Origin of the sequence: Kurthia sp. YJT4, from assembly GCF_030219945.1 — a bacterium.
GTDB classification, from domain to species: domain Bacteria; phylum Bacillota; class Bacilli; order Bacillales_A; family Planococcaceae; genus Kurthia; species Kurthia gibsonii.
In genome coordinates this window covers 1,891,358-1,913,412 of sequence record NZ_CP126689.1, presented here as the reverse complement: position 1 = coordinate 1,913,412, position 22,055 = coordinate 1,891,358, and the positions used below count along the sequence as shown (strand labels likewise).

The window sequence follows — 22,055 nt, the reverse complement described above, 5'->3', positions numbered from 1 at the left end:
ATGGAAGGCGGAACAAACGATGAAAATTGCCGTAATCGGTGCAATGGAAGAAGAAGTGGAGTTACTACGTGCAGCCATTTCAAATCCAAAAACAACAGTCATTGCAAACTCAGAATATACAGAAGGTACATACGAAGGTAAAGATGTAGTCCTTTTAAAGAGTGGTATTGGTAAAGTGAATGCAGCCATGTCTACAACAATTCTTTTACATGAGTTCAAACCAGATGTTGTCATTAACACAGGTTCAGCTGGTGGATATGATGAGAATTTAGAAGTAGGTGCAATCGTTATTTCAGATGAAGTACGCCATCACGACGTTGATGCAACAATCTTTGGTTATGAGATTGGTCAAGTACCTCAAATGCCACCTGCATTCAAATCAGATGCAAACTTAATGCAAGCAGCAGAATTAGCAGTTCAAAAGATTGGTGAACACCAAGCAGCGACGGGCTTAATTACAACAGGTGATGCATTCATGAATGATCCTGTACGTGTGGAAGTCGTTCGTAAGCAGTTCCCAACAATGAAAGCTGTTGAGATGGAAGCAGCAGCAGTTGCACAAGTATGTTATCAATTCGGTACACCATTCGTTGTGATTCGTGCGTTATCGGATATCGCAGGTAAAGAATCGAATATTAGCTTTGATGAATTTTTACCAGTAGCTGCAAAGCATTCGACACAAGTTGTATTAGAAACAATTAAAAGTTTATAAGATAATGGGGTCACGTACTGAAAAGGCGTGGCTCATTTTTTTGTGAACTTTCATGAAACAAATTCAATTTTCTTTCGTATAAATAATGGAAAGAAGATACAATAGAATAGTATAACAAAAAAACGAAAGTCACACCTAAGAGGCATAACTTTCGCTTTATTTACACTTTCTTCAATGAGAAATTACTAATCATTAAAATCGCAAGTAATGGGAACAATACGACATAGAAAGCCGTTGATAACCATGGCGAGAAGAAAAATGAGATGGTTAAGATTGCTCCGGCAGCCGTAATCGGTAGTCCAGTGAAATAACCATTTGATTCAGTAACATTGAATCGAGCAAGTCGGAATGCACCACAAGCGATATATAATACCGCGATGACCATGCCTAAGTTACCGTAAGCGGTCAATTCAACTTCATACATTAATACTGCAGGTGCTACACCAAACGAAATAATGTCGCTCATCGAATCGAGTTGTTTACCAAGCTCTGATTCTAGATTATATTTTCGTGCGACTTTACCATCGTATCGATCCAGCAAAGCAGCAATAAGAATAAATAAGACCGCGTAACCGTATGATTCATTGATTGTAGCCATTAGCGCTGCACCACCGAATGAGATGTTTCCAAGGGTGATGAGGTTCGCTAGATTTGCTTTCATCTTCTTTACTGTGATATCCACCATATTCAATGGACAACACTCCTTTAATTTTATTCAATATTAGACTATTATAAGTCTTTAAGATATCAACTGTAAATCATTAAAAAAATCGGAGGCATAATTATGCTCAAAAAGAAACTGTACCAAACTGCGATTGAACTCACGAATAAGAAGTGGTCATCGCATCTTTTAAAAACAATGATGAACTCCAAAATTAGCAAACGATTCATCCAGTCATATATCCATATATACGATATTAGTACCCAGGAAGTTTCAAAAAAAGTCGATTCTTTCCCAACTTTACAACAATTTTTTACGAGAGAGCTAAAATCGAGTGCTCGTCCGGTTGATGGTCGCTTAGATGTGATGACAAGTCCAGCAGATTCTAAAATTGAATCATTTGGTGTTATTACACAAAATACATCGATTACTGTAAAAGGGCAGGTTTATCAATTAGATGAGCTTCTAGGTAAACATGACAATGCACAGCGCTACAAAAACGGGCAATATATTGTATTCTATTTAAGTCCTGCAGATTATCACCGTGTACACAGCCCTGTAGATGGTCAAATTGAGCGCCAATACATTTTAGGGAATAATAGCTATCCTGTAAATCAAGCCGGTTTAAAGTATGGTAGAAAGCCGATTTCAGGAAACTACCGTATGGTCACAGAACTAAAAACAAAATATGATGATACAGTGGCAGTCATTAAAGTAGGGGCGATGTTCGTTAATACCATTCAATTAACCAATACATCTACTAGATGGGTAAAAGGCGAAGAGATTGGTTATTTTGCATTCGGTTCAACCGTTGTAATGTTATTTGAAGAAAAATCCGTTGAATTTTTACCAAATGTTCAACAAGGTGCACATATACAGGTGGGAGAAGCCTTTTGTAATATGTTATAATCTTATGAGGTAAAATGAAAAATCAATTGAAAATGGAGAGAACATCATTTGTATAAATTAATTATGCCAAAGGAATTTGTCGGTTCTGTTTTAGATTTAACACCTGAAAAGTTACAAGCTTTGGGTATTAAAGGAATCATTACAGATTTGGACAATACCTTAATTGAATGGGATCGTGCTTTAGCGACGCCTGAAGTCGAACAGTGGCTGAAAACAATGAAAGAAGCAGGCATTCGTGTCATCATTGCTTCAAATAATGCGGAAGATCGCGTGAAAAAATTTGCAGAACCGCTTGAGTTGCCTTATATTTACCGTGCGCGTAAGCCATTGACAGGCGCTTTTAAAGAAGCATTATCTACTTTACATTTACCCGTAAATCAAGTATTAATGCTAGGAGATCAAATGTTAACGGATATGATGGGCGCAAATCGTATGAAAATTTATACGATGCTTGTCAAACCAGTCGCGAACTCAGATGGTTTTGTGACGAAGTTTAATCGTGCGATTGAAAAAAGAGTCTATAAGTATTTAGACAAAAAAGGAATACCAACTTGGGAGGAACAATCATAATGGAAGAAAAGTTACACTGCATTGGTTGCGGAACAGAAATACAAACAGAGGATCCAAAAGCACCGGGCTATGCACCTGCATCTTCATTAGAAAAGGAAGACGTAATTTGTAAACGCTGTTTCCGTTTGAAAAATTATAACGAAATTCAACCTGTTTCTTTAACAGATGATGATTTTTTACGCATTTTAAATGGCTTAGGTACACAGAATGGTCTAATCGTAAAAATCGTTGATATTTTCGATTTTAATGGTAGTTGGTTACCAGGTTTACACCGATTCGTTGGTTCGAATCCAGTATTATTAATCGCGAATAAAGTGGATTTATTGCCGAAATCTGTGAATAAGAAAAAAGTGGTACATTGGATTAAGCAAGAAGCGAAGAAGTTAGGCTTAAAACCAGTTGATGTATTACTTGTGAGTGCACATAAAGGTCTTGGTATGGATGAAGCGATGGAAGCAATCGACACATACCGACGTGGAGAAGATGTATATGTGGTAGGTTGTACGAATGTAGGGAAGTCAACATTCATTAATCGCATTATTAAGACGGCTACAGGGCATGGCGATGTGATTACAACATCACACTTCCCGGGAACGACGCTTGATATGATTGAAATTCCACTGGATGACGAAAAAGGAATCTATGATACACCAGGAATTATTAATCATCATCAAATGGCACATCATTTAGATTCATCTGAATTAAAATATATTATGCCAAAAAAAGAAATCAAGCCGAAAACATTCCAGTTGAATGCAGAGCAAACATTGTTTGTAGGTGCATTAGCACGTTTTGACTTTATCAAAGGAGAGCGTTCAGCCTTCACAGTTTATGTAGCGAATGATTTAACAATTCACCGTACAAAATTAGAAAAGGCAGATGAATTGTATGAGAATCACAAAGGTGAATTATTAGCACCACCAACTGCTGAATTCATCGACCAACTTCCTCGTTTAGTACGTCATGAATTTTCGATTAAAGAAGGTAAAACAGATATCGTCTTTTCAGGTTTAGGTTGGATTACTGTACAAGATCCAAATGTCGTGATTGCAGCTTATGCACCAGAAGGCGTAGAAGTACAAGTTCGTCCGTCACTCATTTAGGGGGTATTTTGACATGAAAAAGTGGTACGCAGTCATTGGAGATCCAATTGGACATTCTTTATCGCCAATGATGCATAATGAATGGTTTCAACAACTCGGAATCGACGCGACTTATTTGCCGATTCATGTGAAAGAAGAAGATTTAGAAGCGGCTGTTGCTTCGATGAAATTACTTGGAATTAGCGGTTTTAATGTGACGATTCCACATAAAGAAAAAATTCGACCATTTTTAGATGCTTTAGATGAAACAGCTGAAAAAATGGGCGCAGTCAATACGGTTGTTCGCTTAGAAGATGGACGTTTAAAGGGCTACAATACAGATGGTTTAGGATTTGTTCGTTCGTTAGAAGAAGTCATTGGCGATGCGAAAAGACATAAAAAGGTATTGTTGATTGGGGCTGGTGGTGCAGCGCGAGGAATTGCGTTTGCACTTGAGTCAATAGGCTATACAGATGTAACGATTTGTAATCGTACAGTTGAAAAAGCACAGCAAATTTGCGCTGAATTAACAATTCCAGCACAAGCGATTTCGTTAAATACAGCAAGTGAACAATTGGATGAGTACGCGATTCTGATTCAAACAACACCTGCTGGTATGAAAAATAGTCAGGTGACGATACCTTTCTCACTTGAAAAATTAAAATCATCAGCAATTGTTGCAGATATTGTGTATAATCCATTAATGACGCCTTTACTACAGGCAGCACAAGACAAGGGTGCAACGATTGTATCGGGCTTAGGTATGTTCATTCATCAAGGTGCCCTTGCCTTTGAATATTGGACGAAACAAAGTCCCGACCCAACAGCTGTGAAAGAGCAGTTGTTGACACATTTAGGAGGAAATTAATTATTATGTTAACAGGTAAACAAAAACGTTTTTTACGTGCAGAGGCACATCATTTAGACCCGATTTTCCAAGTAGGTAAAGGCGGCGTAAATGAAGCGATGCTCGTGCAAATTACACAAGCTTTACGCGTACGTGAGTTAATTAAAGTGCGTATTTTAGATAACTGTGAATTCGATAAGCGCGATGTAGCAGCTGAATTAGCAGAAGGAACAGATGCAGAATTAGTTCAATTAATCGGTTTAACAGTCGTGCTTTATAAAGAAGCACCAAAACGCGAAAACCGTCGCATTGAATTACCAAAAGCAAAGTAGGGTGAAGATGATGAAGAAAATAGGAATTATGGGAGGCACGTTTAATCCACCACATGTTGGACATTTATTGATGGCGAATGAAGTATTACAAGCACTTGACTTAGACGAAGTACGTTTTATGCCAAATGCGATTCCGCCGCATAAAGAAGAACCGAATGGTGCGACAGGCGAACAACGTTTACACATGACAGCCCTTGCCATTGAAGATCATGCCAAGTTTAAACTTGAACCGTATGAAATTCAAAAAGGCGATACGTCGTATAGCTTTGAGACGTTGCAAGTTTTAAAAGAACGCGAGCCAGATTGTGATTTCTATTTTATCATCGGAGGCGATATGGTCGATTCGCTTCATACATGGTATCGCATTGAGGATTTACTTAAACTCGTTCATTTTGTTGGTGTTGATCGCCCAGGAACAGAGGGTAAAAGTGAATTACCAGTCATACATGTAGCAGCGCCAATTATCGATGTATCGTCTACTCTTTTACGTAGACGTCTAAAAAATAATCAGTCCGTTCGTTATCTGTTACCACAGAAAGTCGAACACTATATACGAGAGGAAGGGTTATATGGAACGACAACAGCTACTCGCAGCCATTAAAGACCGTATGCCTGAAAAACGTTATATTCATACGATTGGTGTGGCTGATACGGCGATGAAACTCGCAGCACGTTTTGGTGAAGATGTAAAGAAGGCAGAGATTGCGGGTATTCTACATGATGTATGTAAGTATGCCGACCGCGATTGGATGAAACAGGTGATTGAAGAACAGCAAATGGATCCTACATTGTTAGCGTATCATCATGAATTATGGCATGGGCCTGTCGGAGCTTACGTGGCAAAAACAGAATTTCATATTGAAGATGAAGATGTGTTGCATGCGATTCGCTATCATACGACAGGACGAGCAGGTTCAAGTAACTTGGAGCGCATTATTTATATTGCGGATTTAATTGAGCCGAATCGTAAATTCCCTGGAATTGATGAACTGCGTGAAGCAGCAGAAGTAGAGAATCTACATGATTTATCACTGCGCTCTGTTCGCCACTCTATCGCCTTTTTAATGAAGCAACAACAAGCAGTATTCCCAGATTCTTTTAAATTTTATAATGACTTATTGTTATAGGAAAGAGGTTACGAGTTAATGGAACATGAATTATTAAATCTTGTTTTTAAAGCAGCAGATGATAAACGAGCAGAAGATTTGGTCGTATTAAATATGCAAGGAATCTCATTACTAGCCGATTATTTTGTAATTTGCCATGCAAATTCAGACCGCCAAGTACAAGCAATCGCACGTGAAATTCAAGAAAAAGCACATGAGGCAAACTACACAGTAAAACGTGTAGAGGGCTTTGACGCAGCACGTTGGGTATTAATTGACCTAGGTGATGTAGTTGCACACGTATTCCACCGCGATGAGCGTAGTTATTATAACTTAGAACGTCTATGGGGCGATGCACCAGAGCTATATGTAGAAGATGACACACATGAATAGTTACGGACGTTTTGCAGAAGTTTATGATCAATTAATGGAAGACATTCCATACGATCAATATGTTGAATGGATTACAAAACATGCACCTGCAACAACGCATTCTAAATTATTAGATGTAGGATGTGGAACGGGTGTCATGTTATCCATGCTTTTACAATCGGGTTATGAAGCAGTTGGTCTTGATTTATCAGAAGAGATGTTAATGATGGCTAATACACGTCTACAAACACAAGGTCAACAAGCATTACTCGTCTGCCAATCGATGGACGAGTTAGATGGCTTTGTGGATTTAGATGTTGTCTGTATTCCGATTGATTCCATCAACTATTTACAAGAATGGTCGCAAGTAAAAGAGACGCTAAAACGCATTTACGAATCACTTCGTAAGGGTGGTCAACTCTTTTTCGATGTGCATTCACTTTATAAAATGGATACGATTTTTATGGATGGACCTTTTACATATGATGATGGAGAAGTCACATATATTTGGCATACGGAAGCTCTTGAAACACCGCATACTGTCGAACATGATATGACATTCTTTGTTGAAGTAGAAGAAGACCTTTTTGAGCGCTTTGATGAACAACATATTCAACGTTCGTTTGCGGTAGATGATTATGTTCAACTGTTGCAAGAGATTGGTTTTACAAACATTCATGTAACTGCTGACTTTAGTGAACAAGCACCAACAGCAGAATCAGAACGTATTTTTTTCCATGCAGTAAAATAAAGACTTCCTATTTTTGGATAAATAAGATAAGATGGCATTAGCTCATGTGAACTTCCTCGAATGAAAGGAAGTCAAGCAATGCCATCTTTTTTTATACAATATAAAAAACATCTTGGCATACTCCTTCTGGTGATTGGTGCAATCAGTCTTTATCTTTGGACGAAAAAAGAACCATCACTACAAGCGACACAAGAGCCAACCTCACTTATTCAACCTGTGGAAGTACCCCCAACTTCTACTGAAACCCCCAACAAGCAAACAAATAGTACACAACTTACGTCAACAGCGATTATTGTCGATGTAAAAGGTGCTGTTAAAAAACCAGGTATTTATCAGTTAGATGCGGAAGCACGGGTTATGGACGCGATTCGTGAAGCAGGAGGCTATAATCAGTCTGCAAATCCGAAAGCAATTAATCTTGCAGAGAAGTTGAAAGACGAAATGGTTGTCTATGTACCGAAAAAAGGTGAAAAGACGGACCATAATTCTGTGAGCACACCGTCCTCTGCATCAACTGCACAAGGAAATACAAGTAGCTCGACAGAACAAACAGTACTTGTAAATTTAAATACAGCAGATGAAACACAACTACAAACTTTAACAGGTATTGGTCCAGCGAAAGCAAAAGCCATTATTGCATACCGCACAGAAAGCGGTCTATTTCAAACCATTGATGACTTAAAAAAAGTAACGGGTTTTGGTGAAAAAACATTCGAAAAGTTAAAATCATCGATTACTGTACAATAATATTTACTATGGGCAACAACTCATACATCATGTAGAATAAAAGTAAACACGCAGTGCGTAAAAGTAAAGAATCGAGGGATTTCACATGGAGCGAATAACTTGGAATCAATTTTTCATGGCACAAAGCCATTTACTAGCATTAAGAAGTACATGTACCCGTCTATCTGTAGGTGCGACAATTGTTCGTGATAAACGCATTATTGCTGGCGGTTATAATGGTTCAATCTCAGGAGATGATCATTGTATTGATAAAGGTTGTTATGTTATTGACAATCATTGTGTCCGTACAGTACACGCTGAAACGAATGCATTATTACAATGTGCGAAATATGGTACACCAACAAAAGATGCGGATTTATATGTAACGCATTTCCCATGTTTACCATGTACAAAGTCAATTATTCAAGCGGGCATTAAAAATTTATACTACGCAACAGATTATAAAAACAATCCATATGCGATTGAACTTTTTGAACAGGCGGGCGTTAATATTGTCCACGTACCGTTTGAAGAACAAAAAATCGACTTTTTACGTGATGAAAAATTAAAACTTAATTTAGAGATGTTAGCAGAGCTTCGTGCTCGTGGCGTTGAACCAGAACAATTGGCTCCATTTGAACAAAGGGTGGAACAATTATTTGGATTAAGCGTAGCCTCAATGAAGTAATCTATATTGCCTTGTCAGTCCTCCTTGCCATTCTTTCTGCAAATGAGACGACAAGGCTTTTATTTTTATATATTCCGTTTTTTATATGGTTAATTTTTAGAAAAACAGCTTGGTCTACGATTGTGTTTACGGTAATCGCGAGTCTATTCTTTTTCGTGTACACAACAGAGAAGCTAGACGTTCCGAAAGAATTACCACAACAGATGATCTTGAAGTGGACATCAACTGTGAAAGTGAATGGTGGTCGTGTGAGAGGGTTAATGGAAGATGTGAATGGACAAAAAATTTATGTTGTTTATACCATTCAACATGAAGAAGAAAAGAAAATGCTCGAACAGCAAACATTGGCGAAACAAACGTTTCATGTAGAAGGTGAATTAAAGCCTGTAACAAAGCCACATCACGCATATGCATTTGATTTTCAAGATTATTTAAAAAGTCATCATGCTATCGGTATTTATGAAGTTACGAAGTGGCAACCATTGAAAGTAAATGTACCATTCACTGCTTTTTTATGGCAACAACGTGTAAAACTCGAACAGCATATTGATAAAATTTTCCCAGAAGAACTTCAAGCAGAAGCGAAAGCCTTATTAATTGGGCAACAAGATGATGTGGAAGCTGTCGATACAAGAGCTTATCAGAAGCTTGGCATTACGCATCTTTTCGCTATATCCGGTTTGCATGTCGCACTGATGAGTCTTTTATTTCAACAAGTGCTACTGAGAATGGGTGTGCGAAAAGAACATGTCTTTTATACATTATGGATTGCGCTCCCAACCTACGCTATTTTAGCAGGCGGAGCACCTTCTGTTTGGCGTTCAGTCATCATGGTACTCATCTTATATGGCGCGCTTCTCTTTAATCATCGTCTAAAAGTAGAAAGTGCGCTTGGACTTTGTTTCCTTCTTTTCGTTCTAATTGAACCAAATATCATCTATCAAGTAGGCTTTCAACTTTCCTTTTTAGCGACGAGCGCCATTGTCTTATCCTCCGAATATTTAGCCCGTTGCAAAAATTGGCTGACACAGTCACTGTGGATTACGATTAGTTGTCAGTTACTCGTTCTACCATTACTTCTCGCTCACTTTTATGAAGTATCGACTGCTAGTATTGTTATGAATTTAATCTTCGTACCTCTTTTTTCGTTTGTTATTCTACCAGCGAATTTGGTGCTATTATGTAGTAGTTTTTTACCACCTTTCGTCTCACAACTTTTATTTAGTCTCTATGAACCATTTCGCGTATTTGTTCAAGATTTTATTTATCTCTGTCAGAAGATTCCATATCAAATGTGGAATCCCGGAAAACCTGCTATTTGGATGCTTTGCTTTTTATTTTTAGTCATTCTCTTCTTTTTTTACACAATGGAACAAAAGCGTTATCGTCTTGTGAGTATAGGTATCTTTTTTTCATTTACTTTTTATATAACAGAACAACCAAAATATCATGAAGACGTACGTGTCACATTTTTAAGTGTAGATCAGGGTGATTGTACCATTATTGAGTTACCAAATCGGCGGGGTGTTTATATGATTGATAGCGGTGGGTTGCTGCGATTTGGCGGTACAACATGGAAACAGTCCGATAAAGTATATGAAATTGGCAGGCAAATTATCGTTCCTTATTTAAAAGGACGGGGGATTCAGAAGATTGACCGCCTTATTTTGACACATGCAGATGCGGATCATGTGGAAGGCGCAGAGGAAGTTATGCAAGAAGTAAAGGTGAAAGAAATTCATATTACACCAAGTTCAGCTCAAAAATCAGTCATGCAAGATGTCCTACATGAAGCAGAAAAACAACATATTCCCATTCAGGAACAAATGGCAGGAGCAGCGTGGCAACAAGGTGCTTTTCGCATGGAATATGTTATGCCCTACGATACAGTTTATGAAGGAAATAATGACTCGATTGTTATCGTGCTTACGTATGAAGGCAAAAAGATTATTATTCCAGGTGATTTAGAGGCAGCAGGAGAAGCAGAGTTAGTTGAGAAGAACCCAGATGCTTTGAAAGGTACGACGATTTTAAAAGCAGGTCATCATGGCTCAAAAACATCCACATCAGATTTATTTTTACAAGCTGTAAAGCCGCAGCTCGTCATCTATTCAAGTGGACGGAATAATCGTTATAATCATCCTGCAAAAGAAGTAGTGGAGCGTGTACAACAAGCACATATTGAAGCACTTAATACAGCGGAGGTAGGAACGATAGAAGTGCGCATGACAAAAACAACAATTGATTTACAACCATGAAAACGTCATACAACCTTTCACGAAAAAATGCTATACTGAAAAAGATGTGAAAGGTAGGCGGGATATATGTTCCAACAACTATGGAAAGAAGTGAATCAAGGGAAAATCGATCCTGTTTATGTACTTTCAGGAACCGAAACGTATTTTATTGATGAAACGATTCGTCGTATGAAGCAGGCACTTGAACAAGCAGGTGAAATCGAAACGACGATTTTTGATTTAGAAGAAGTACCTGTCCAACATGTTATGGAGGAAGCCGATACAATTCCTTTTTTTTCAGAAAAGAAGTTAATTATCGCAAAAAATGCATCCTTTTTAAAAGCAACAGACAATTCAAAAGAGAAAATTGCACATGATTTAAAAGCATTAGAGTTATGGCTACGTCACCCATCTGATTTCTCCATTACACTCTTTATTGCGCCCTATGAAAAATTAGATGAGCGTAAAAAAGTGACAAAGCAGATGAAGGAATTAGCACATGTTGTGCATGCGGAAGCACCAAAAGAACGCGATTTAGCAGTTTGGATTCAAAATGAAGTATCCTCACGTCAAAAGCAAATCAATGAACAAGCGATACAGAAGCTAATTGAACTTGTAGGGCTAGACATGCTGCATTTGCAAATGGAAGTAGATAAGTTATGTCACTATATTGGCGAAGAAGGAACGATTCAATTAGAGGATGTAGAGGAACTCGTTGCGAAAACTTTAGAACAAGATGCTTTTAAATTGTTAAATGCTTATATTGCAGGTGATGTTTCTACTGCAATCTCTATTTATCATGATTTAATTCGCCAAAAACAAGAGCCGATTGCACTCGTTGCATTGCTTGCTTCACAAGTCCGCCTCATGTCGAATGTGTATTATTTACTTTCTAAAGGTTATCATGCACAGCAAATTGCAAAAACCTTAAAGGTGAATCCATACCGCGTAAAACGTATTGTAGAAGACCGTCGTGGTGTAAAGGACACGCATCTTTTAAAAGCATTATACGGTTTAAGTGAAGTAGATCTTCAATTAAAAACAATGAGCGGCAGACGCGAACGCTACTTAGAACTGTTTTTAATGAAACCATTATCTCATTAGTCAAAAAGAGAAATTACTATTCTTAGTGATTTCTTTTTTTGTATAAAATGGAATTTTTTATTAAAAGAGGGTATAAGTGAACAGATATATAAGGAGGTAAAAGATGAGTAAAGGATGGTGTATAATATGGATTGTTTTAGTTGTAGTGGTGGTCGGTTTATGGATTACGAATTATTATATGAGTAATCCGCTTGCAAAGCATCGTGCAGCAATCGAGTTAGAAACATACTTAAATGAAAATTATCCGAACCAAACATTCGATGTAAAGAATGGAAAGTATGAACAAAAACGTGATGTATATGCGTTTACTGTAAAAAATCGTGATGATGCGAAACAAAAATATACGTTTCAAATTCAAAATGGACGTGGATATGAAGTATTGAATGATACATTAAAAGAATAGAGTTATAATCCGCAACAAAGTAAAGAAGTGTCTGTTCAAATGAGTAATCAATTGCAACAAGTACTTACGAGCAATGTTCCGAATGTCAAACATGTTTTAGCTACTATTCGTACTAAAAAGGAGACCATTCAATTAAGTTCGAAAGAGGAACAGTTAGAAGAACCAGCTGTTATTGCGATTGATATCGATATGACGGGCATGTCGCGGGAAGATTTATATCAAATTGCGCGGGAAGTATATGAAGAACTGGCACGTGAGCAAGTTCATTATGAAAAAGTAACCATAGCAGGATATGAATTGAAAGGTGAAGTAAATCAAAAGAAATGGCATTATATCTATAAAATTCAATTTATGGAAAATCAACCACCTGTGAAAGAAGGAATCACACACACAATCTAAATTAAAAAAGGGCTGATGCGATAAGCATCAGCCCTTTAAATTCTACACAAGGTAGAATTAAGCTTTTTTCATTAAACGAGCTTTCGTACGAGAAGCAGCGTTTTTGTGGATTAAGCCTTTAGAAGCAGCTTTGTCTAGAGATTTAACTGCAGCTGATAATAATTCAGCAGCATTTTCTTCTTTAGCGATTAAAGCAGCATCAGCTTTTCTCACAGCTGTACGCATTGCAGATTTGATTGCGATGTTACGAGCTTTAGCTTTTTCAGTCGTTTTAACACGTTTGATTGCAGATTTAATATTTGGCATGAAATTCACCTCCTATAAAGATTCGAGATGAGTAAATTCTCAACTGTGTCTGTATCTAATACAACAAGCATCATTATAGCAAACAAATACTCCTGAAATCAAGAGAGAAATGGAAAGAATATTTACTTGACAAGCTTTTTTTTACAAATTTTCTACATAAATTTAGAAAAAGAACCCGAACTAACTATTATTTTGAAATAACTTATAAATAAAAAACTTTATTTTCACAGTAGTTCACGAACTTTCATTGCCAATATAGCCTTTTGACTGATATAATTCAAATAGTTTAAATAGGAGTGGAATGCATGAATCGAGAAGAATTATTAAAAAGACAAGAACATATTCGAAATTTCTCTATTATTGCGCATATTGACCACGGTAAATCTACATTAGCTGACCGAATTTTAGAACAGACGCAAGCATTAACTGCGCGTGAAATGAAAAATCAGTTATTGGACTCAATGGATTTAGAACGTGAGCGCGGTATTACGATTAAATTGAATGCAGTACAATTAAATTATGTAGCAAAAGATGGCGAACAGTACACATTCCATCTAATTGATACACCTGGACACGTCGACTTCACATATGAAGTATCACGTAGTCTAGCAGCTTGTGAAGGCGCCATCTTAGTCGTGGACGCAGCACAGGGAATCGAAGCGCAAACATTAGCTAATGTTTATTTAGCGCTAGATAATGATTTAGAAATTTTACCTGTTATCAATAAGATTGATTTACCTTCTGCCGATCCAGAACGTGTACGTGGTGAGATTGAAGATGTAATCGGCTTAGATGCTTCAGAGGCTGTTTTAGCTTCTGCAAAAGCAGGTATCGGAATTGAAGAGATTTTAGAACAAATCGTTGAGAAAGTACCAGCGCCACAAGGTGATCCAGAAGCACCGCTACAAGCGCTAATTTTTGACTCTGTATATGATTCGTATCGTGGTGTTATTATCTCGATTCGTATTTCAGAAGGTACTGTAAAACCTGGTGATAAAATTCGTATGATGGCAACAAATGCTGAATTCGAAGTAATCGAAGTAGGTGTTCATACACCACATATGACGCCGCGTGATTTCTTAACAGTTGGTGATGTAGGCTATTTAACAGCTTCTATTAAAAATGTAGGAGATACACGTGTCGGTGATACGGTTACATCAGTTAAAAACCCTGCGTCAGCACCATTAGAAGGTTATCGTAAATTGAACCCGATGGTATATTGTGGTCTGTACCCAATTGATACAGCGAAATATGTTGATTTACGTGAAGCACTTGAAAAATTAGAGCTAAATGACTCAGCACTACAATACGAGCCTGAAACATCGCAAGCACTTGGTTTCGGTTTCCGTTGTGGTTTCTTAGGATTACTACACATGGAGATTATCCAAGAACGTATTGAACGTGAATTCAATATCGACTTAATTACAACAGCACCATCTGTAATTTATCATGTGAACATGACAGACGGTACCGAAGTACAAGTAGCGAACCCATCTGAAATGCCAGACCCACAAAAAATCATGTCAATTGAAGAGCCGTATGTAAAAGCAAGTATTATGGTTCCGAATGACTATGTAGGTGCAGTAATGGAGATTTGCCAACGTAAACGTGGTAACTTCTTAACAATGGATTATATTGATACAACGCGTGTAAATATTCTGTATGAACTACCATTATCTGAAATTGTTTATGACTTCTTCGATCAATTGAAGTCATCAACAAAAGGTTATGCGTCATTCGACTATGAATTGATCGGTTACAACCCATCAAAACTAGTGAAGATGGATATCTTACTAAATTCAGAACAAGTCGATGCACTAAGTTTCATCGTGCATAAAGACTTTGCTTACGATCGTGGTAAAGTCATCGTAGAAAAATTAAAAGAATTAATTCCACGTCAACAATTTGAAGTACCTGTTCAAGCGGCAGTAGGACAAAAAATTGTGGCACGTTCAACAATCAAAGCAATGCGTAAAAACGTATTAGCAAAATGTTACGGTGGAGATATCTCACGTAAACGTAAACTTCTTGAAAAACAAAAAGAAGGTAAAAAACGTATGAAACAAGTTGGATCGGTAGAAGTTCCACAAGAAGCATTCATGGCTGTCTTGAAAATGGACGACGACCAACCGAAGAAATAAACTTGATATAGAGCCTTTTATAAGACTTTGTATTTTATGCAAAATGTTATATAAACGGTCTTGCCACCGATTTGCCACCGTATTAAGAAATACGTGAGATATTTTTATAATTCTTCTGCAAAAGAATCAAAAATATCCGCGGCATCTCGTGCCATTTTTTGAGTAAGATGGACATACGTATCTTCTGTAATAGCAGCTCGACTGTGCCCAAGTCGTTTCTGAATAGTTTTAATGGGTACACCGTTTTCTACAAGCATAGTAGCGTGTGTATGCCTCAAAGAATGGTAATTGAAATTAATATTAAGTTTTTGGCGAATGCTTTTTCTAGTGTGATATTTAATTACACTCGGAGTACAGTGTTCGCCATTTTCTTTTTTACAAACAAAATCACCTAATTCACTTTGGTTATAATGAGGTCCATATTTTAGTTTATTCTCTTTTTGTTTCATTTTAGCTTTTTTCAAGATTGTTAATAGAGAGTTTCCAATAGGGATAGTTCTATAACCAGAATTCGATTTTGGTGGTGCGACTACCCATTCTTTTTCTTTCATAACGAGTTGTTGTTCAATTTCTATCGTTTTCTCCTCGAAATTAATATGTTTCCATTCTAATCCGCACAACTCACCTACTCGTAATCCACAATTCAAACCAATGTGAAACGGTAAATAAAATGCATGATCTTCGTCTAGTGATTGACTGATTATTTTTAAATTTTCTTTGGATTGTATTTTCAAATCTTCTTTGGTTTTACGCTTTTCCTGTACCTTCATTAATTCAACATATTGCATTGGATTTTCATGAATATATTTATAAGGATAAACAGCTTGTTTTAGAGCTTTGTTTAAAATCCCTTGCATGATACTCAATGTTTGTCGAGCGTAACCTTCACGTACTTTTTCGTTCATAAATTGTTGCAGTATATGAGGGGTTAAAGATTTTAGTTTGTACTTCCCTAAGTGTGGAAGGATATGCAAACGTATTACGGATTCATAATTCGCTTGTGTATTAACCCTCAACTTTAGTTGTACATATTCTTTGTGCCAAAACATTAAAAAATCTTGTAAAGTCATTTCTGACGGTTTGAAGATAGTACCAGCATTTTCGTATTCTAATATTTTTCTTCGTAAAATTACCTCAGCTTCAGATTTTGTTTTAGCCCCTTCAGCAACACGTTCCACTTTTTTTCTTTTTCCATCTACTGTCCCTAAGTCGAAATAGTAGTACCAACTAGAGCCGCGCTTACGAACGCCACCTTTCATTTTTTCCACACTCCTCGATTACAAAGAAAGAGCAGCAGATGAGCTACTCTATCTTCATTAGATAATTAATCAACGTTGTTTAACTATAAATTGATATTTACACGTATTGCTTTCCCGATGATACGAGCTGGTGTGTCTTCGCTAACAGGTATCGGGTCATACTTGTTATTGTCTGGCATTAACATAACCATCGAACCGATTTTTTTAACTCTTTTTAAAGTAGCCTCTGTATCACCGTTTACTAATACCGCCGCAATTTCACCATTTTCAACATCTGACTGTTCTCTTATTAATACAGTCGCACCATTTGGTATTGTCGGCTCCATTGAATCACCTTTAGCGATTAGACCGAAAATTGTTCCATGCGGTAATGTTTCTGCAAATTCATATAGATAACCTTCTATATTTTGTTCTGCAAGTATTGGATTTCCACAAGCGATAGTTCCTAGAATCGGTATTCTAATTGTAGGAGGACTAATTTCTACTATGTTAGAAGGAAACTCATCTTCATCGAAAAAATAAGAAATAGGTACGTTAAACATATTAGCCATAATTGAAAGTTTATCCATTAAAGGACGATTCGCTTCACGTTCCCACGCACTTACTGAAGTAGGTGCTACATCAAGTCTTTCTGCTAATTCATTTTGGGTAAGACAGTGTTCTTTTCTTAGTGCTTTAATCTTTTTGCCTACTGACATTTCTTCACCTCCTTCTTTTACATTGTAAGTTATTTCTGTATAAAAGTACAGCTAAACTGTAACTTTTTAACCATTTGTAATTAAAAATACAGAAATTCTGAATAAAATAGTTGAAACTACAGAAAATCTGTAGTAAAGTAATGTTTGTAAGCGAGGTGATGAAATGAATTACACATTAGAACAAGCTCGTATCTTAACCGGTTTAACTCAAGTTGAAATGGCTAAGAAAATGGGAATGTCCGAAAAAACTTATATTCAATATGAAAAGTACCGTCGTATTTTTCGTATGGATCAAGCGTTTAAGTTTGTCGAAAATGTAGATGTCCCGATGAATACTATAATTTTTTTTCCAGGACAACTACAGAATTTCCGTAGTCAGAGTGAAATGTCGATTTGTGTTTAAGAGAGGGGGTGTGACAAATGCATGAACTTCTCGAAGTTTCAGAAGTAGCAAAGTTATTAAAGTGTAATCGCAACAAAGTTTACGACTTAATCAAAAGTGGTCAACTACAAGGCTTGAAGCTAGGGCGTATGAAAGTGACTACCATTGAGTTAGAGAACTTTTTAATCCGCAATGTCGGAAAAGATTTATCAGATCCATATGAAGTTAAAAATTTATAGGAGGTTGTGAAAATGGAATACACAACGTATGCAGAAGTGTTACAAGAATCTTTAAAATCACTAGAAAAAATAGATGAAATGGTGTTAGCGACTGAAGAAAGATTGTCTAATCAAAAACGTAACTTAGAACAGCTTGTTAGTAACATCGAGTGGTTACAAGCTAACATCCCAGGTCAAAAAAAGAAGTTAGATGTATCAGAAAAGTACGTACAACATGACGGACAAATCTTAAAACTTGTGGAAAGAGAAGCAAAGCCTGGTGATTACGTTAAGTTCTCGAATGCTAAAAGGGAATTGCCAGGTACGAATGAAGAAAAGTTCTACAAAGTATTAGTTGATTTTACTTTTCCGAAATCTTTAGTTTACAAAGACGAAATAGGAGTTCGTCAAATGGTTTACGGTTGGGAATCGAGTTGTCCTGATCCAAAAGTGCACGAAGTCATGCACGATTTACCTTTCAACTTAAGTGAAGATGAAGAAAAAGCGATTCACGAACTGATTCCTCCACAATTGAAAATGCGTGAAGAAGCGAAAAAATTTATCGAGGAACTACTAGAAAGTAAACGTTGCGAAGAACAATTATGTGAAGATTTCCCGGCACGTTATCACTTCTGTTTTAAACCTGATTTTCCGAATACTTCGTGCTTAGAACTTCGATTTGTAGTAAACGAAGAAAAGCGTACGGTAGTTGGTTTAGGAATCGGCTTGCACACAAAAAAAGTGCTCAAACGCGAAATCGCAAGATGTGCGCCGAATGATATTTGGGATGAAGAAATCGGTAAAGCAATCGTGTTAGGACGCATGCTTTACGAAGATGTTAGTCGATTCGAAAAAATTAAATACGAGGTGAGTGAATAATGAAATCAACAGGAATTGTACGCAAAGTGGACCGATTGGGGCGCATTGTACTCCCGAAAGAATTGCGCAATGTATTAGACATCTACGAGGGTACATCTTTAGAAATTTATGTAGACGAAGAAAAAAACATCTTAAAAAAATATGTAGAATCTGAACCTCCGTTAGAAGTAATGACTGCGCTTAAAGAGTTAAAACAATTACAGTCTACCCTTGGTAACACAGACCATAAAGATGTGCTTTCAAAAGCTATTAAATTGATTGGAGGTAAATAATATGCGCCCTGTGTTTGTCCACAATTCAAAACAATACGACATCGTAACAATGCAGATCAATGAAAATAATGTACGCGAGATTTGCTATTACGATGGCGAAAAGTACAAATTCGTTTGCGAGAAGAACGATTACACGAAAGAGCTTGAAATGGTCGAAAACTTAACAAGTCACATCAAATGGATTGGTCGTTATGATGATTTACTCGACGAACTACTTCTACTGAACGAAAAGAAAACTTCAGCTTTCGATGAAGCGGCGCATGACGTTGTACATAGCCTAGTCGGTACAACAGCGCATCATGAAAGTGTTAGGAATTATCAAGTGTTGAGTGGGCAAGTAGCGGTGATTGACGATGTGATTGCACTTGTGAGTTTGCTGAAAGAACAAGAAGAAGGTATTCCAGCTGAGGTAGAACTAGAACCTGTGTAAATAAAAAAACTCGCTAAAGATGGCAGTCTTTAACGAGTAGTAAAACAAGTTTACATTTTTAATATATCAAAAGGAGCGAATAAAATGAACGCTATTGAAAAATATGAGTTAGAAGAACTAGAAAACAATTCTGTGGAGGAAAAGCCTGCATTCGAAATTAACAACCTAGATTCGCTGAATTGGGCATTTCGTAAAATTAGTGCTTTAAACGCACAGAAAACTGAAATTGAAACATTAGCAGCAGCTGAAAAACAACGCATTGCCGAATGGGAGCAAAAAGAAACATCATCAATCAAGGATAGTATTTCATTTTTTGAAGCAGCTATTCAAAAGTATCATTCCGAAGAACTACAAGCGGATCCGAAGAAGAAAACCATCACAACGCCATACGGAAAAAGTAAATCAACTACATCAAAAGAACAGCCGGAAAAATTAAATGAAGCAGCAGTGTTAGAACATCTGAAAGCGAATGAATTACAACAATTCGTTCAAGTGAAAGAAACGCTAAAATGGGCAGATTTGAAAAAGTCTGTATCAATTGTTGAGTTAGAAAATGGTTCTAAACAATGTGTAGATGAAACAGGGCAAATTGTTCCTGGTGTTGGAGTAAAACCAACGACAACAACTTTTAAAGTGGAGGTATAAAACATGGCAACTGTTTATAGTGGAACTTTTACAGCTAAACGTTGGTCGCGTAGAACAGATGTATTTGAGAAAATTAAGATTTTTGCAGAAGGTCGAGAAATTGTAGACATCATAGAGAAGCGCAAGGTTTTCAAAGTTGAATATACAGTTTACATCAAAGAAAAAAAAGTTGTGGAAAAAATCAAAGAAGTACCTGTAGTGAAAGAAGTTGTCATTGAGAAGTTTGTGGAGAAAGACCGACTAGGCAATGTGATTGTCGGTAAAGGTAGAAGTCGCTTTCGAGGAGTGAGTAAGAAAAATGATAGATTTTACGCTTCCATTCAGCATAACGGAAAACGCAAATGGTTAGGTTCATATACGAGCGAATTTGCAGCAGCAGAAGCGTATGATCAAGCAGCTCGAAAGTTACATGGTGACAAAGCGATATTAAATTTTAATGGGATGGCAGGGGCAAAGTAGATGAAAAAATTATTAAATCAAAAAGAGCAACATTACGCAGATACGCGTAAAGAAGCAGAAGAGATTGTAGGTGAAGCATTATCAAATGAAGCACTTATCATGAATAAAATTAGTGAAAAGTACAATAAATACGGTCAATATTTCCTAGTTGACCTGACTTACCAATATGGCACTCCAAAAGAAGTCATGGAGGATAAACCAGAAGCAGCTGACGGTCAAATGAACATGGATGAAGTAGCAGAAGATACTCCAGGCGAGTTAGCTTCTGAAGATCGTGCACCATTTTAAAATACGAAGGTAGGTGAATCAATTGAATTTAAAAAACGGTAAAGATATCAAAAAAAGTGCAAACGCTAATATTCTTATTTACGCAAAACCTGGTGATGGTAAAACGACGGTAGCTGGTTTATTACCTGGCAAAACATTGGTTCTAGATATTGACGGAACTTCGCAAGTTTTAGAAGGTTATGAAAATGTCGATGTAGCAACAATCGACAAAGACCATCCACACAGAAGTATTGTTGAATTTTATTCATACGCTAAGCAACACATCGCAGAATACGACAATATTTTCATTGATAATATCACGCACTATCAAAAACTTTGGTTAATGCATAAAGGTAAAAATACGAAAAGTGGTATGCCTGAGCTAAAGGATTACGCAATTTACGATACACACTTATTTGAGTTAGTTGTTATCTTCAACGAACTTGATGCTAATGTGATTTTCACAGCATGGGAAACAACGCATAAAATCACAGAAGAAAGCGGTCAAATTTACAATCAGTTTATTCCAGATATTCGCGACAAAATTGTAAATCACATCATGGGAATTGAACATGTCGTGGCTCGGCTAGTTAAAAAAGCAGATGGCACCCGAGGTTTTATGCTCGAAGGAAATCAAAGCACGTATGCTAAAAATCATCTAGATGATAGAAAAGGGTGCGTGCAAGAAGATTTAATTTTACAGAAGAAAACTACAACTAAAGGAGAGAAAAAATAATGTCATTTTTCACATTCGATTCAGAAAACGCATCAACAGCATTTGAGTTAGTAAAAGAGGGGAAATACGAAGCTACGATTACTAATGCAGTAGCAGGTACAACACAGGCAGGTAAACCAAAATTAACAGTCGACTTTGAAATTCGTTCAGATGTGAATCAGGATCATCAAGGAGCGAAAATCCTATTCAACACATTTACTTTTGAGCACGAAGTAGCAGTACAAATCGTAAATGGTTTCGTAAAAGCTTGTGGGTTCCCGGATAAGCATACTTTCAAAACTCCAGAGGATATGGCGAATCAAGTATTTGGCAAGCACTTAGAAATCACTGTTAAGCATGAAGAATACACGAAAGACGGTGAAAAACGAAAGGCAGCTAAAGCTAAGTATTACAATGTTTCAAAAGTCGGTGGACCAGAAATGTCATCTACTCCAACTGTAGGCGATGAGGATTTGCCTTTCTGA

The 22,055-nt window shown here is 37.0% G+C and carries 31 protein-coding genes; 27 read left to right on the top strand and 4 right to left on the bottom strand.

All coding sequences use genetic code 11. The features are described 5' to 3' along the window. Positions 1-19: 19 nt before the first annotated feature. Complete coding sequence (mtnN, locus tag QN089_RS09515; RefSeq protein WP_068452512.1) at positions 20-712, top strand: 5'-methylthioadenosine/S-adenosylhomocysteine nucleosidase; 693 nt, start codon at positions 20-22, stop codon at positions 710-712. A 160-nt stretch (positions 713-872) separates the two neighbouring features. Here mtnN and pssA read toward each other — a convergent pair whose 3' ends face one another. After that, positions 873-1,397: a CDP-diacylglycerol--serine O-phosphatidyltransferase gene (gene pssA / locus QN089_RS09510; RefSeq protein WP_068457299.1), complete on the bottom strand. Its 525-nt coding sequence runs from the start codon at positions 1,395-1,397 to the stop codon at positions 873-875. Positions 1,398-1,496: 99 nt separating this feature from the next. Between pssA and QN089_RS09505 the strand changes: the two genes are divergently transcribed. The 15 genes from QN089_RS09505 to QN089_RS09435 all read left to right on the top strand — a co-directional run bounded on the left by QN089_RS09505 (position 1,497) and on the right by QN089_RS09435 (position 12,899). Next, positions 1,497-2,282 carry a phosphatidylserine decarboxylase gene (locus QN089_RS09505; RefSeq protein WP_285215195.1) on the top strand — a complete coding sequence of 262 codons (786 nt, stop codon included), beginning with the start codon at positions 1,497-1,499 and terminating at the stop codon, positions 2,280-2,282. Positions 2,283-2,330: 48 nt separating this feature from the next. Then, positions 2,331-2,852, top strand: a complete 522-nt coding sequence (locus tag QN089_RS09500; RefSeq protein WP_068452516.1) for a YqeG family HAD IIIA-type phosphatase — start codon at positions 2,331-2,333, stop codon at positions 2,850-2,852. Beyond that, entirely contained in the window at positions 2,852-3,955 is a 1,104-nt protein-coding gene (yqeH, locus tag QN089_RS09495) for a ribosome biogenesis GTPase YqeH (protein ID WP_068452519.1), read from the top strand. The genes QN089_RS09500 and yqeH overlap by 1 nt, the downstream gene beginning before the upstream one ends. 13 nt (positions 3,956-3,968) lie before the next feature. Further along, the gene (gene aroE / locus QN089_RS09490; RefSeq protein WP_285215194.1) at positions 3,969-4,802 is read left to right on the top strand and encodes a shikimate dehydrogenase; all 834 of its coding nucleotides are present in this window, start codon (positions 3,969-3,971) and stop codon (positions 4,800-4,802) included. Positions 4,803-4,807: 5 nt separating this feature from the next. Then, positions 4,808-5,113, top strand: a complete 306-nt coding sequence (gene yhbY / locus QN089_RS09485; RefSeq protein WP_068452524.1) for a ribosome assembly RNA-binding protein YhbY — start codon at positions 4,808-4,810, stop codon at positions 5,111-5,113. Positions 5,114-5,123: 10 nt separating this feature from the next. Continuing rightward, complete coding sequence (locus QN089_RS09480; protein ID WP_285216428.1) at positions 5,124-5,714, top strand: nicotinate-nucleotide adenylyltransferase; 591 nt, start codon at positions 5,124-5,126, stop codon at positions 5,712-5,714. Beyond that, entirely contained in the window at positions 5,683-6,240 is a 558-nt protein-coding gene (yqeK, locus tag QN089_RS09475) for a bis(5'-nucleosyl)-tetraphosphatase (symmetrical) YqeK (RefSeq protein ID WP_087680298.1), read from the top strand. Before QN089_RS09480 ends, yqeK begins: the two co-directional genes overlap by 32 nt. An 18-nt stretch (positions 6,241-6,258) precedes the next feature. Further along, positions 6,259-6,612, top strand: coding sequence for a ribosome silencing factor (rsfS, locus tag QN089_RS09470; protein WP_068452532.1), 354 nt, complete (start codon positions 6,259-6,261; stop codon positions 6,610-6,612). Continuing rightward, the gene (locus QN089_RS09465; RefSeq protein ID WP_285215193.1) at positions 6,605-7,342 is read left to right on the top strand and encodes a class I SAM-dependent DNA methyltransferase; all 738 of its coding nucleotides are present in this window, start codon (positions 6,605-6,607) and stop codon (positions 7,340-7,342) included. Before rsfS ends, QN089_RS09465 begins: the two co-directional genes overlap by 8 nt. A gap of 78 nt (positions 7,343-7,420) precedes the next feature. Next, positions 7,421-8,089 (top strand): helix-hairpin-helix domain-containing protein, encoded by a 669-nt coding sequence (locus QN089_RS09460; RefSeq protein WP_068452538.1) that lies wholly within the window; start codon positions 7,421-7,423, stop codon positions 8,087-8,089. A gap of 85 nt (positions 8,090-8,174) precedes the next feature. Continuing rightward, complete coding sequence (locus QN089_RS09455; protein ID WP_087680296.1) at positions 8,175-8,756, top strand: ComE operon protein 2; 582 nt, start codon at positions 8,175-8,177, stop codon at positions 8,754-8,756. A gap of 122 nt (positions 8,757-8,878) precedes the next feature. Next, positions 8,879-11,014 (top strand): DNA internalization-related competence protein ComEC/Rec2, encoded by a 2,136-nt coding sequence (locus QN089_RS09450; RefSeq protein WP_285215192.1) that lies wholly within the window; start codon positions 8,879-8,881, stop codon positions 11,012-11,014. 66 nt (positions 11,015-11,080) lie between these two features. Next, positions 11,081-12,097, top strand: a complete 1,017-nt coding sequence (gene holA / locus QN089_RS09445) for a DNA polymerase III subunit delta (RefSeq protein WP_285215191.1) — start codon at positions 11,081-11,083, stop codon at positions 12,095-12,097. Positions 12,098-12,200: 103 nt separating this feature from the next. Then, entirely contained in the window at positions 12,201-12,500 is a 300-nt protein-coding gene (locus QN089_RS09440; protein ID WP_285215190.1) for a YfjL-like protein, read from the top strand. A 39-nt stretch (positions 12,501-12,539) separates the two neighbouring features. Further along, positions 12,540-12,899, top strand: a complete 360-nt coding sequence (locus QN089_RS09435) for a hypothetical protein (RefSeq protein WP_285215189.1) — start codon at positions 12,540-12,542, stop codon at positions 12,897-12,899. 57 nt (positions 12,900-12,956) lie between these two features. On the opposite strand, the gene rpsT is transcribed toward QN089_RS09435, so the two are convergent. After that, positions 12,957-13,205 carry a 30S ribosomal protein S20 gene (gene rpsT / locus QN089_RS09430; protein ID WP_068452547.1) on the bottom strand — a complete coding sequence of 83 codons (249 nt, stop codon included), beginning with the start codon at positions 13,203-13,205 and terminating at the stop codon, positions 12,957-12,959. Between the two features lie 305 nt (positions 13,206-13,510). Between rpsT and lepA the strand changes: the two genes are divergently transcribed. Further along, positions 13,511-15,346 carry a translation elongation factor 4 gene (gene lepA / locus QN089_RS09425; protein ID WP_285215188.1) on the top strand — a complete coding sequence of 612 codons (1,836 nt, stop codon included), beginning with the start codon at positions 13,511-13,513 and terminating at the stop codon, positions 15,344-15,346. 104 nt (positions 15,347-15,450) lie between these two features. Here the strand turns inward: lepA and QN089_RS09420 are convergent, their stop codons facing one another. Together QN089_RS09420 and QN089_RS09415 are read right to left on the bottom strand one after the other, a co-directional pair. After that, positions 15,451-16,605, bottom strand: a complete 1,155-nt coding sequence (locus QN089_RS09420; protein ID WP_285215187.1) for a tyrosine-type recombinase/integrase — start codon at positions 16,603-16,605, stop codon at positions 15,451-15,453. Between the two features lie 83 nt (positions 16,606-16,688). Continuing rightward, on the bottom strand, positions 16,689-17,303 hold the full coding sequence (locus QN089_RS09415; protein WP_285215186.1) for a LexA family protein: 615 nt from the start codon (positions 17,301-17,303) through the stop codon (positions 16,689-16,691). 163 nt (positions 17,304-17,466) lie between these two features. Between QN089_RS09415 and QN089_RS09410 the strand changes: the two genes are divergently transcribed. The 10 genes from QN089_RS09410 to QN089_RS09365 all read left to right on the top strand — a co-directional run bounded on the left by QN089_RS09410 (position 17,467) and on the right by QN089_RS09365 (position 22,055). Further along, positions 17,467-17,706 (top strand): helix-turn-helix transcriptional regulator, encoded by a 240-nt coding sequence (locus QN089_RS09410; RefSeq protein ID WP_285215185.1) that lies wholly within the window; start codon positions 17,467-17,469, stop codon positions 17,704-17,706. Between the two features lie 17 nt (positions 17,707-17,723). After that, positions 17,724-17,924, top strand: coding sequence for a helix-turn-helix domain-containing protein (locus QN089_RS09405; RefSeq protein WP_285215184.1), 201 nt, complete (start codon positions 17,724-17,726; stop codon positions 17,922-17,924). A 12-nt stretch (positions 17,925-17,936) separates the two neighbouring features. After that, a complete protein-coding gene (locus QN089_RS09400; protein WP_285215183.1) occupies positions 17,937-18,782 on the top strand; it encodes a hypothetical protein in 846 nt (281 codons plus the stop codon). Then, on the top strand, positions 18,782-19,054 hold the full coding sequence (locus QN089_RS09395; RefSeq protein WP_285215182.1) for an AbrB/MazE/SpoVT family DNA-binding domain-containing protein: 273 nt from the start codon (positions 18,782-18,784) through the stop codon (positions 19,052-19,054). Before QN089_RS09400 ends, QN089_RS09395 begins: the two co-directional genes overlap by 1 nt. Position 19,055: 1 nt before the next feature. Next, positions 19,056-19,484 carry a hypothetical protein gene (locus QN089_RS09390; protein ID WP_285215181.1) on the top strand — a complete coding sequence of 143 codons (429 nt, stop codon included), beginning with the start codon at positions 19,056-19,058 and terminating at the stop codon, positions 19,482-19,484. Between the two features lie 84 nt (positions 19,485-19,568). Further along, the gene (locus tag QN089_RS09385) at positions 19,569-20,129 is read left to right on the top strand and encodes a host-nuclease inhibitor Gam family protein (protein WP_285215180.1); all 561 of its coding nucleotides are present in this window, start codon (positions 19,569-19,571) and stop codon (positions 20,127-20,129) included. A 3-nt stretch (positions 20,130-20,132) separates the two neighbouring features. Next, complete coding sequence (locus QN089_RS09380) at positions 20,133-20,588, top strand: AP2 domain-containing protein (RefSeq protein ID WP_285215179.1); 456 nt, start codon at positions 20,133-20,135, stop codon at positions 20,586-20,588. Continuing rightward, a complete protein-coding gene (locus tag QN089_RS09375) occupies positions 20,589-20,876 on the top strand; it encodes a hypothetical protein (protein WP_285215178.1) in 288 nt (95 codons plus the stop codon). A 22-nt stretch (positions 20,877-20,898) separates the two neighbouring features. Further along, positions 20,899-21,591, top strand: coding sequence for an AAA family ATPase (locus QN089_RS09370; RefSeq protein WP_285215177.1), 693 nt, complete (start codon positions 20,899-20,901; stop codon positions 21,589-21,591). Further along, positions 21,591-22,055, top strand: a complete 465-nt coding sequence (locus QN089_RS09365; protein WP_285215176.1) for a DUF669 domain-containing protein — start codon at positions 21,591-21,593, stop codon at positions 22,053-22,055. The genes QN089_RS09370 and QN089_RS09365 overlap by 1 nt, the downstream gene beginning before the upstream one ends.

Excerpts from the sequence above, each read along its gene's own strand:
- QN089_RS09440 (WP_285215190.1), top strand. The coding sequence starts at position 12,201 with ATGAGTAAAGGATGGTGTATAATATGGATTGTTTTAGTTGTAGTGGTG.
- QN089_RS09420 (WP_285215187.1), bottom strand. The coding sequence starts at position 16,605 with ATGAAAGGTGGCGTTCGTAAGCGCGGCTCTAGTTGGTACTACTATTTC.
- QN089_RS09400 (WP_285215183.1), top strand. The coding sequence starts at position 17,937 with ATGGAATACACAACGTATGCAGAAGTGTTACAAGAATCTTTAAAATCA.
- holA (WP_285215191.1), top strand. The coding sequence starts at position 11,081 with ATGTTCCAACAACTATGGAAAGAAGTGAATCAAGGGAAAATCGATCCT.
- QN089_RS09405 (WP_285215184.1), top strand. The coding sequence starts at position 17,724 with ATGCATGAACTTCTCGAAGTTTCAGAAGTAGCAAAGTTATTAAAGTGT.
- QN089_RS09385 (WP_285215180.1), top strand. The coding sequence starts at position 19,569 with ATGAACGCTATTGAAAAATATGAGTTAGAAGAACTAGAAAACAATTCT.
- QN089_RS09465 (WP_285215193.1), top strand. The coding sequence starts at position 6,605 with ATGAATAGTTACGGACGTTTTGCAGAAGTTTATGATCAATTAATGGAA.
- QN089_RS09435 (WP_285215189.1), top strand. The coding sequence starts at position 12,540 with ATGAGTAATCAATTGCAACAAGTACTTACGAGCAATGTTCCGAATGTC.
- yhbY (WP_068452524.1), top strand. The coding sequence starts at position 4,808 with ATGTTAACAGGTAAACAAAAACGTTTTTTACGTGCAGAGGCACATCAT.
- QN089_RS09410 (WP_285215185.1), top strand. The coding sequence starts at position 17,467 with ATGAATTACACATTAGAACAAGCTCGTATCTTAACCGGTTTAACTCAA.
- QN089_RS09380 (WP_285215179.1), top strand. The coding sequence starts at position 20,133 with ATGGCAACTGTTTATAGTGGAACTTTTACAGCTAAACGTTGGTCGCGT.
- rpsT (WP_068452547.1), bottom strand. The coding sequence starts at position 13,205 with ATGCCAAATATTAAATCTGCAATCAAACGTGTTAAAACGACTGAAAAA.
- aroE (WP_285215194.1), top strand. The coding sequence starts at position 3,969 with ATGAAAAAGTGGTACGCAGTCATTGGAGATCCAATTGGACATTCTTTA.
- QN089_RS09415 (WP_285215186.1), bottom strand. The coding sequence starts at position 17,303 with ATGTCAGTAGGCAAAAAGATTAAAGCACTAAGAAAAGAACACTGTCTT.
- pssA (WP_068457299.1), bottom strand. The coding sequence starts at position 1,397 with ATGGTGGATATCACAGTAAAGAAGATGAAAGCAAATCTAGCGAACCTC.
- QN089_RS09365 (WP_285215176.1), top strand. The coding sequence starts at position 21,591 with ATGTCATTTTTCACATTCGATTCAGAAAACGCATCAACAGCATTTGAG.
- QN089_RS09375 (WP_285215178.1), top strand. The coding sequence starts at position 20,589 with ATGAAAAAATTATTAAATCAAAAAGAGCAACATTACGCAGATACGCGT.
- yqeK (WP_087680298.1), top strand. The coding sequence starts at position 5,683 with ATGGAACGACAACAGCTACTCGCAGCCATTAAAGACCGTATGCCTGAA.
- QN089_RS09390 (WP_285215181.1), top strand. The coding sequence starts at position 19,056 with ATGCGCCCTGTGTTTGTCCACAATTCAAAACAATACGACATCGTAACA.
- QN089_RS09480 (WP_285216428.1), top strand. The coding sequence starts at position 5,124 with ATGAAGAAAATAGGAATTATGGGAGGCACGTTTAATCCACCACATGTT.
- QN089_RS09395 (WP_285215182.1), top strand. The coding sequence starts at position 18,782 with ATGAAATCAACAGGAATTGTACGCAAAGTGGACCGATTGGGGCGCATT.
- QN089_RS09460 (WP_068452538.1), top strand. The coding sequence starts at position 7,421 with ATGCCATCTTTTTTTATACAATATAAAAAACATCTTGGCATACTCCTT.
- yqeH (WP_068452519.1), top strand. The coding sequence starts at position 2,852 with ATGGAAGAAAAGTTACACTGCATTGGTTGCGGAACAGAAATACAAACA.
- lepA (WP_285215188.1), top strand. The coding sequence starts at position 13,511 with ATGAATCGAGAAGAATTATTAAAAAGACAAGAACATATTCGAAATTTC.
- QN089_RS09505 (WP_285215195.1), top strand. The coding sequence starts at position 1,497 with ATGCTCAAAAAGAAACTGTACCAAACTGCGATTGAACTCACGAATAAG.
- QN089_RS09455 (WP_087680296.1), top strand. The coding sequence starts at position 8,175 with ATGGAGCGAATAACTTGGAATCAATTTTTCATGGCACAAAGCCATTTA.
- rsfS (WP_068452532.1), top strand. The coding sequence starts at position 6,259 with ATGGAACATGAATTATTAAATCTTGTTTTTAAAGCAGCAGATGATAAA.
- mtnN (WP_068452512.1), top strand. The coding sequence starts at position 20 with ATGAAAATTGCCGTAATCGGTGCAATGGAAGAAGAAGTGGAGTTACTA.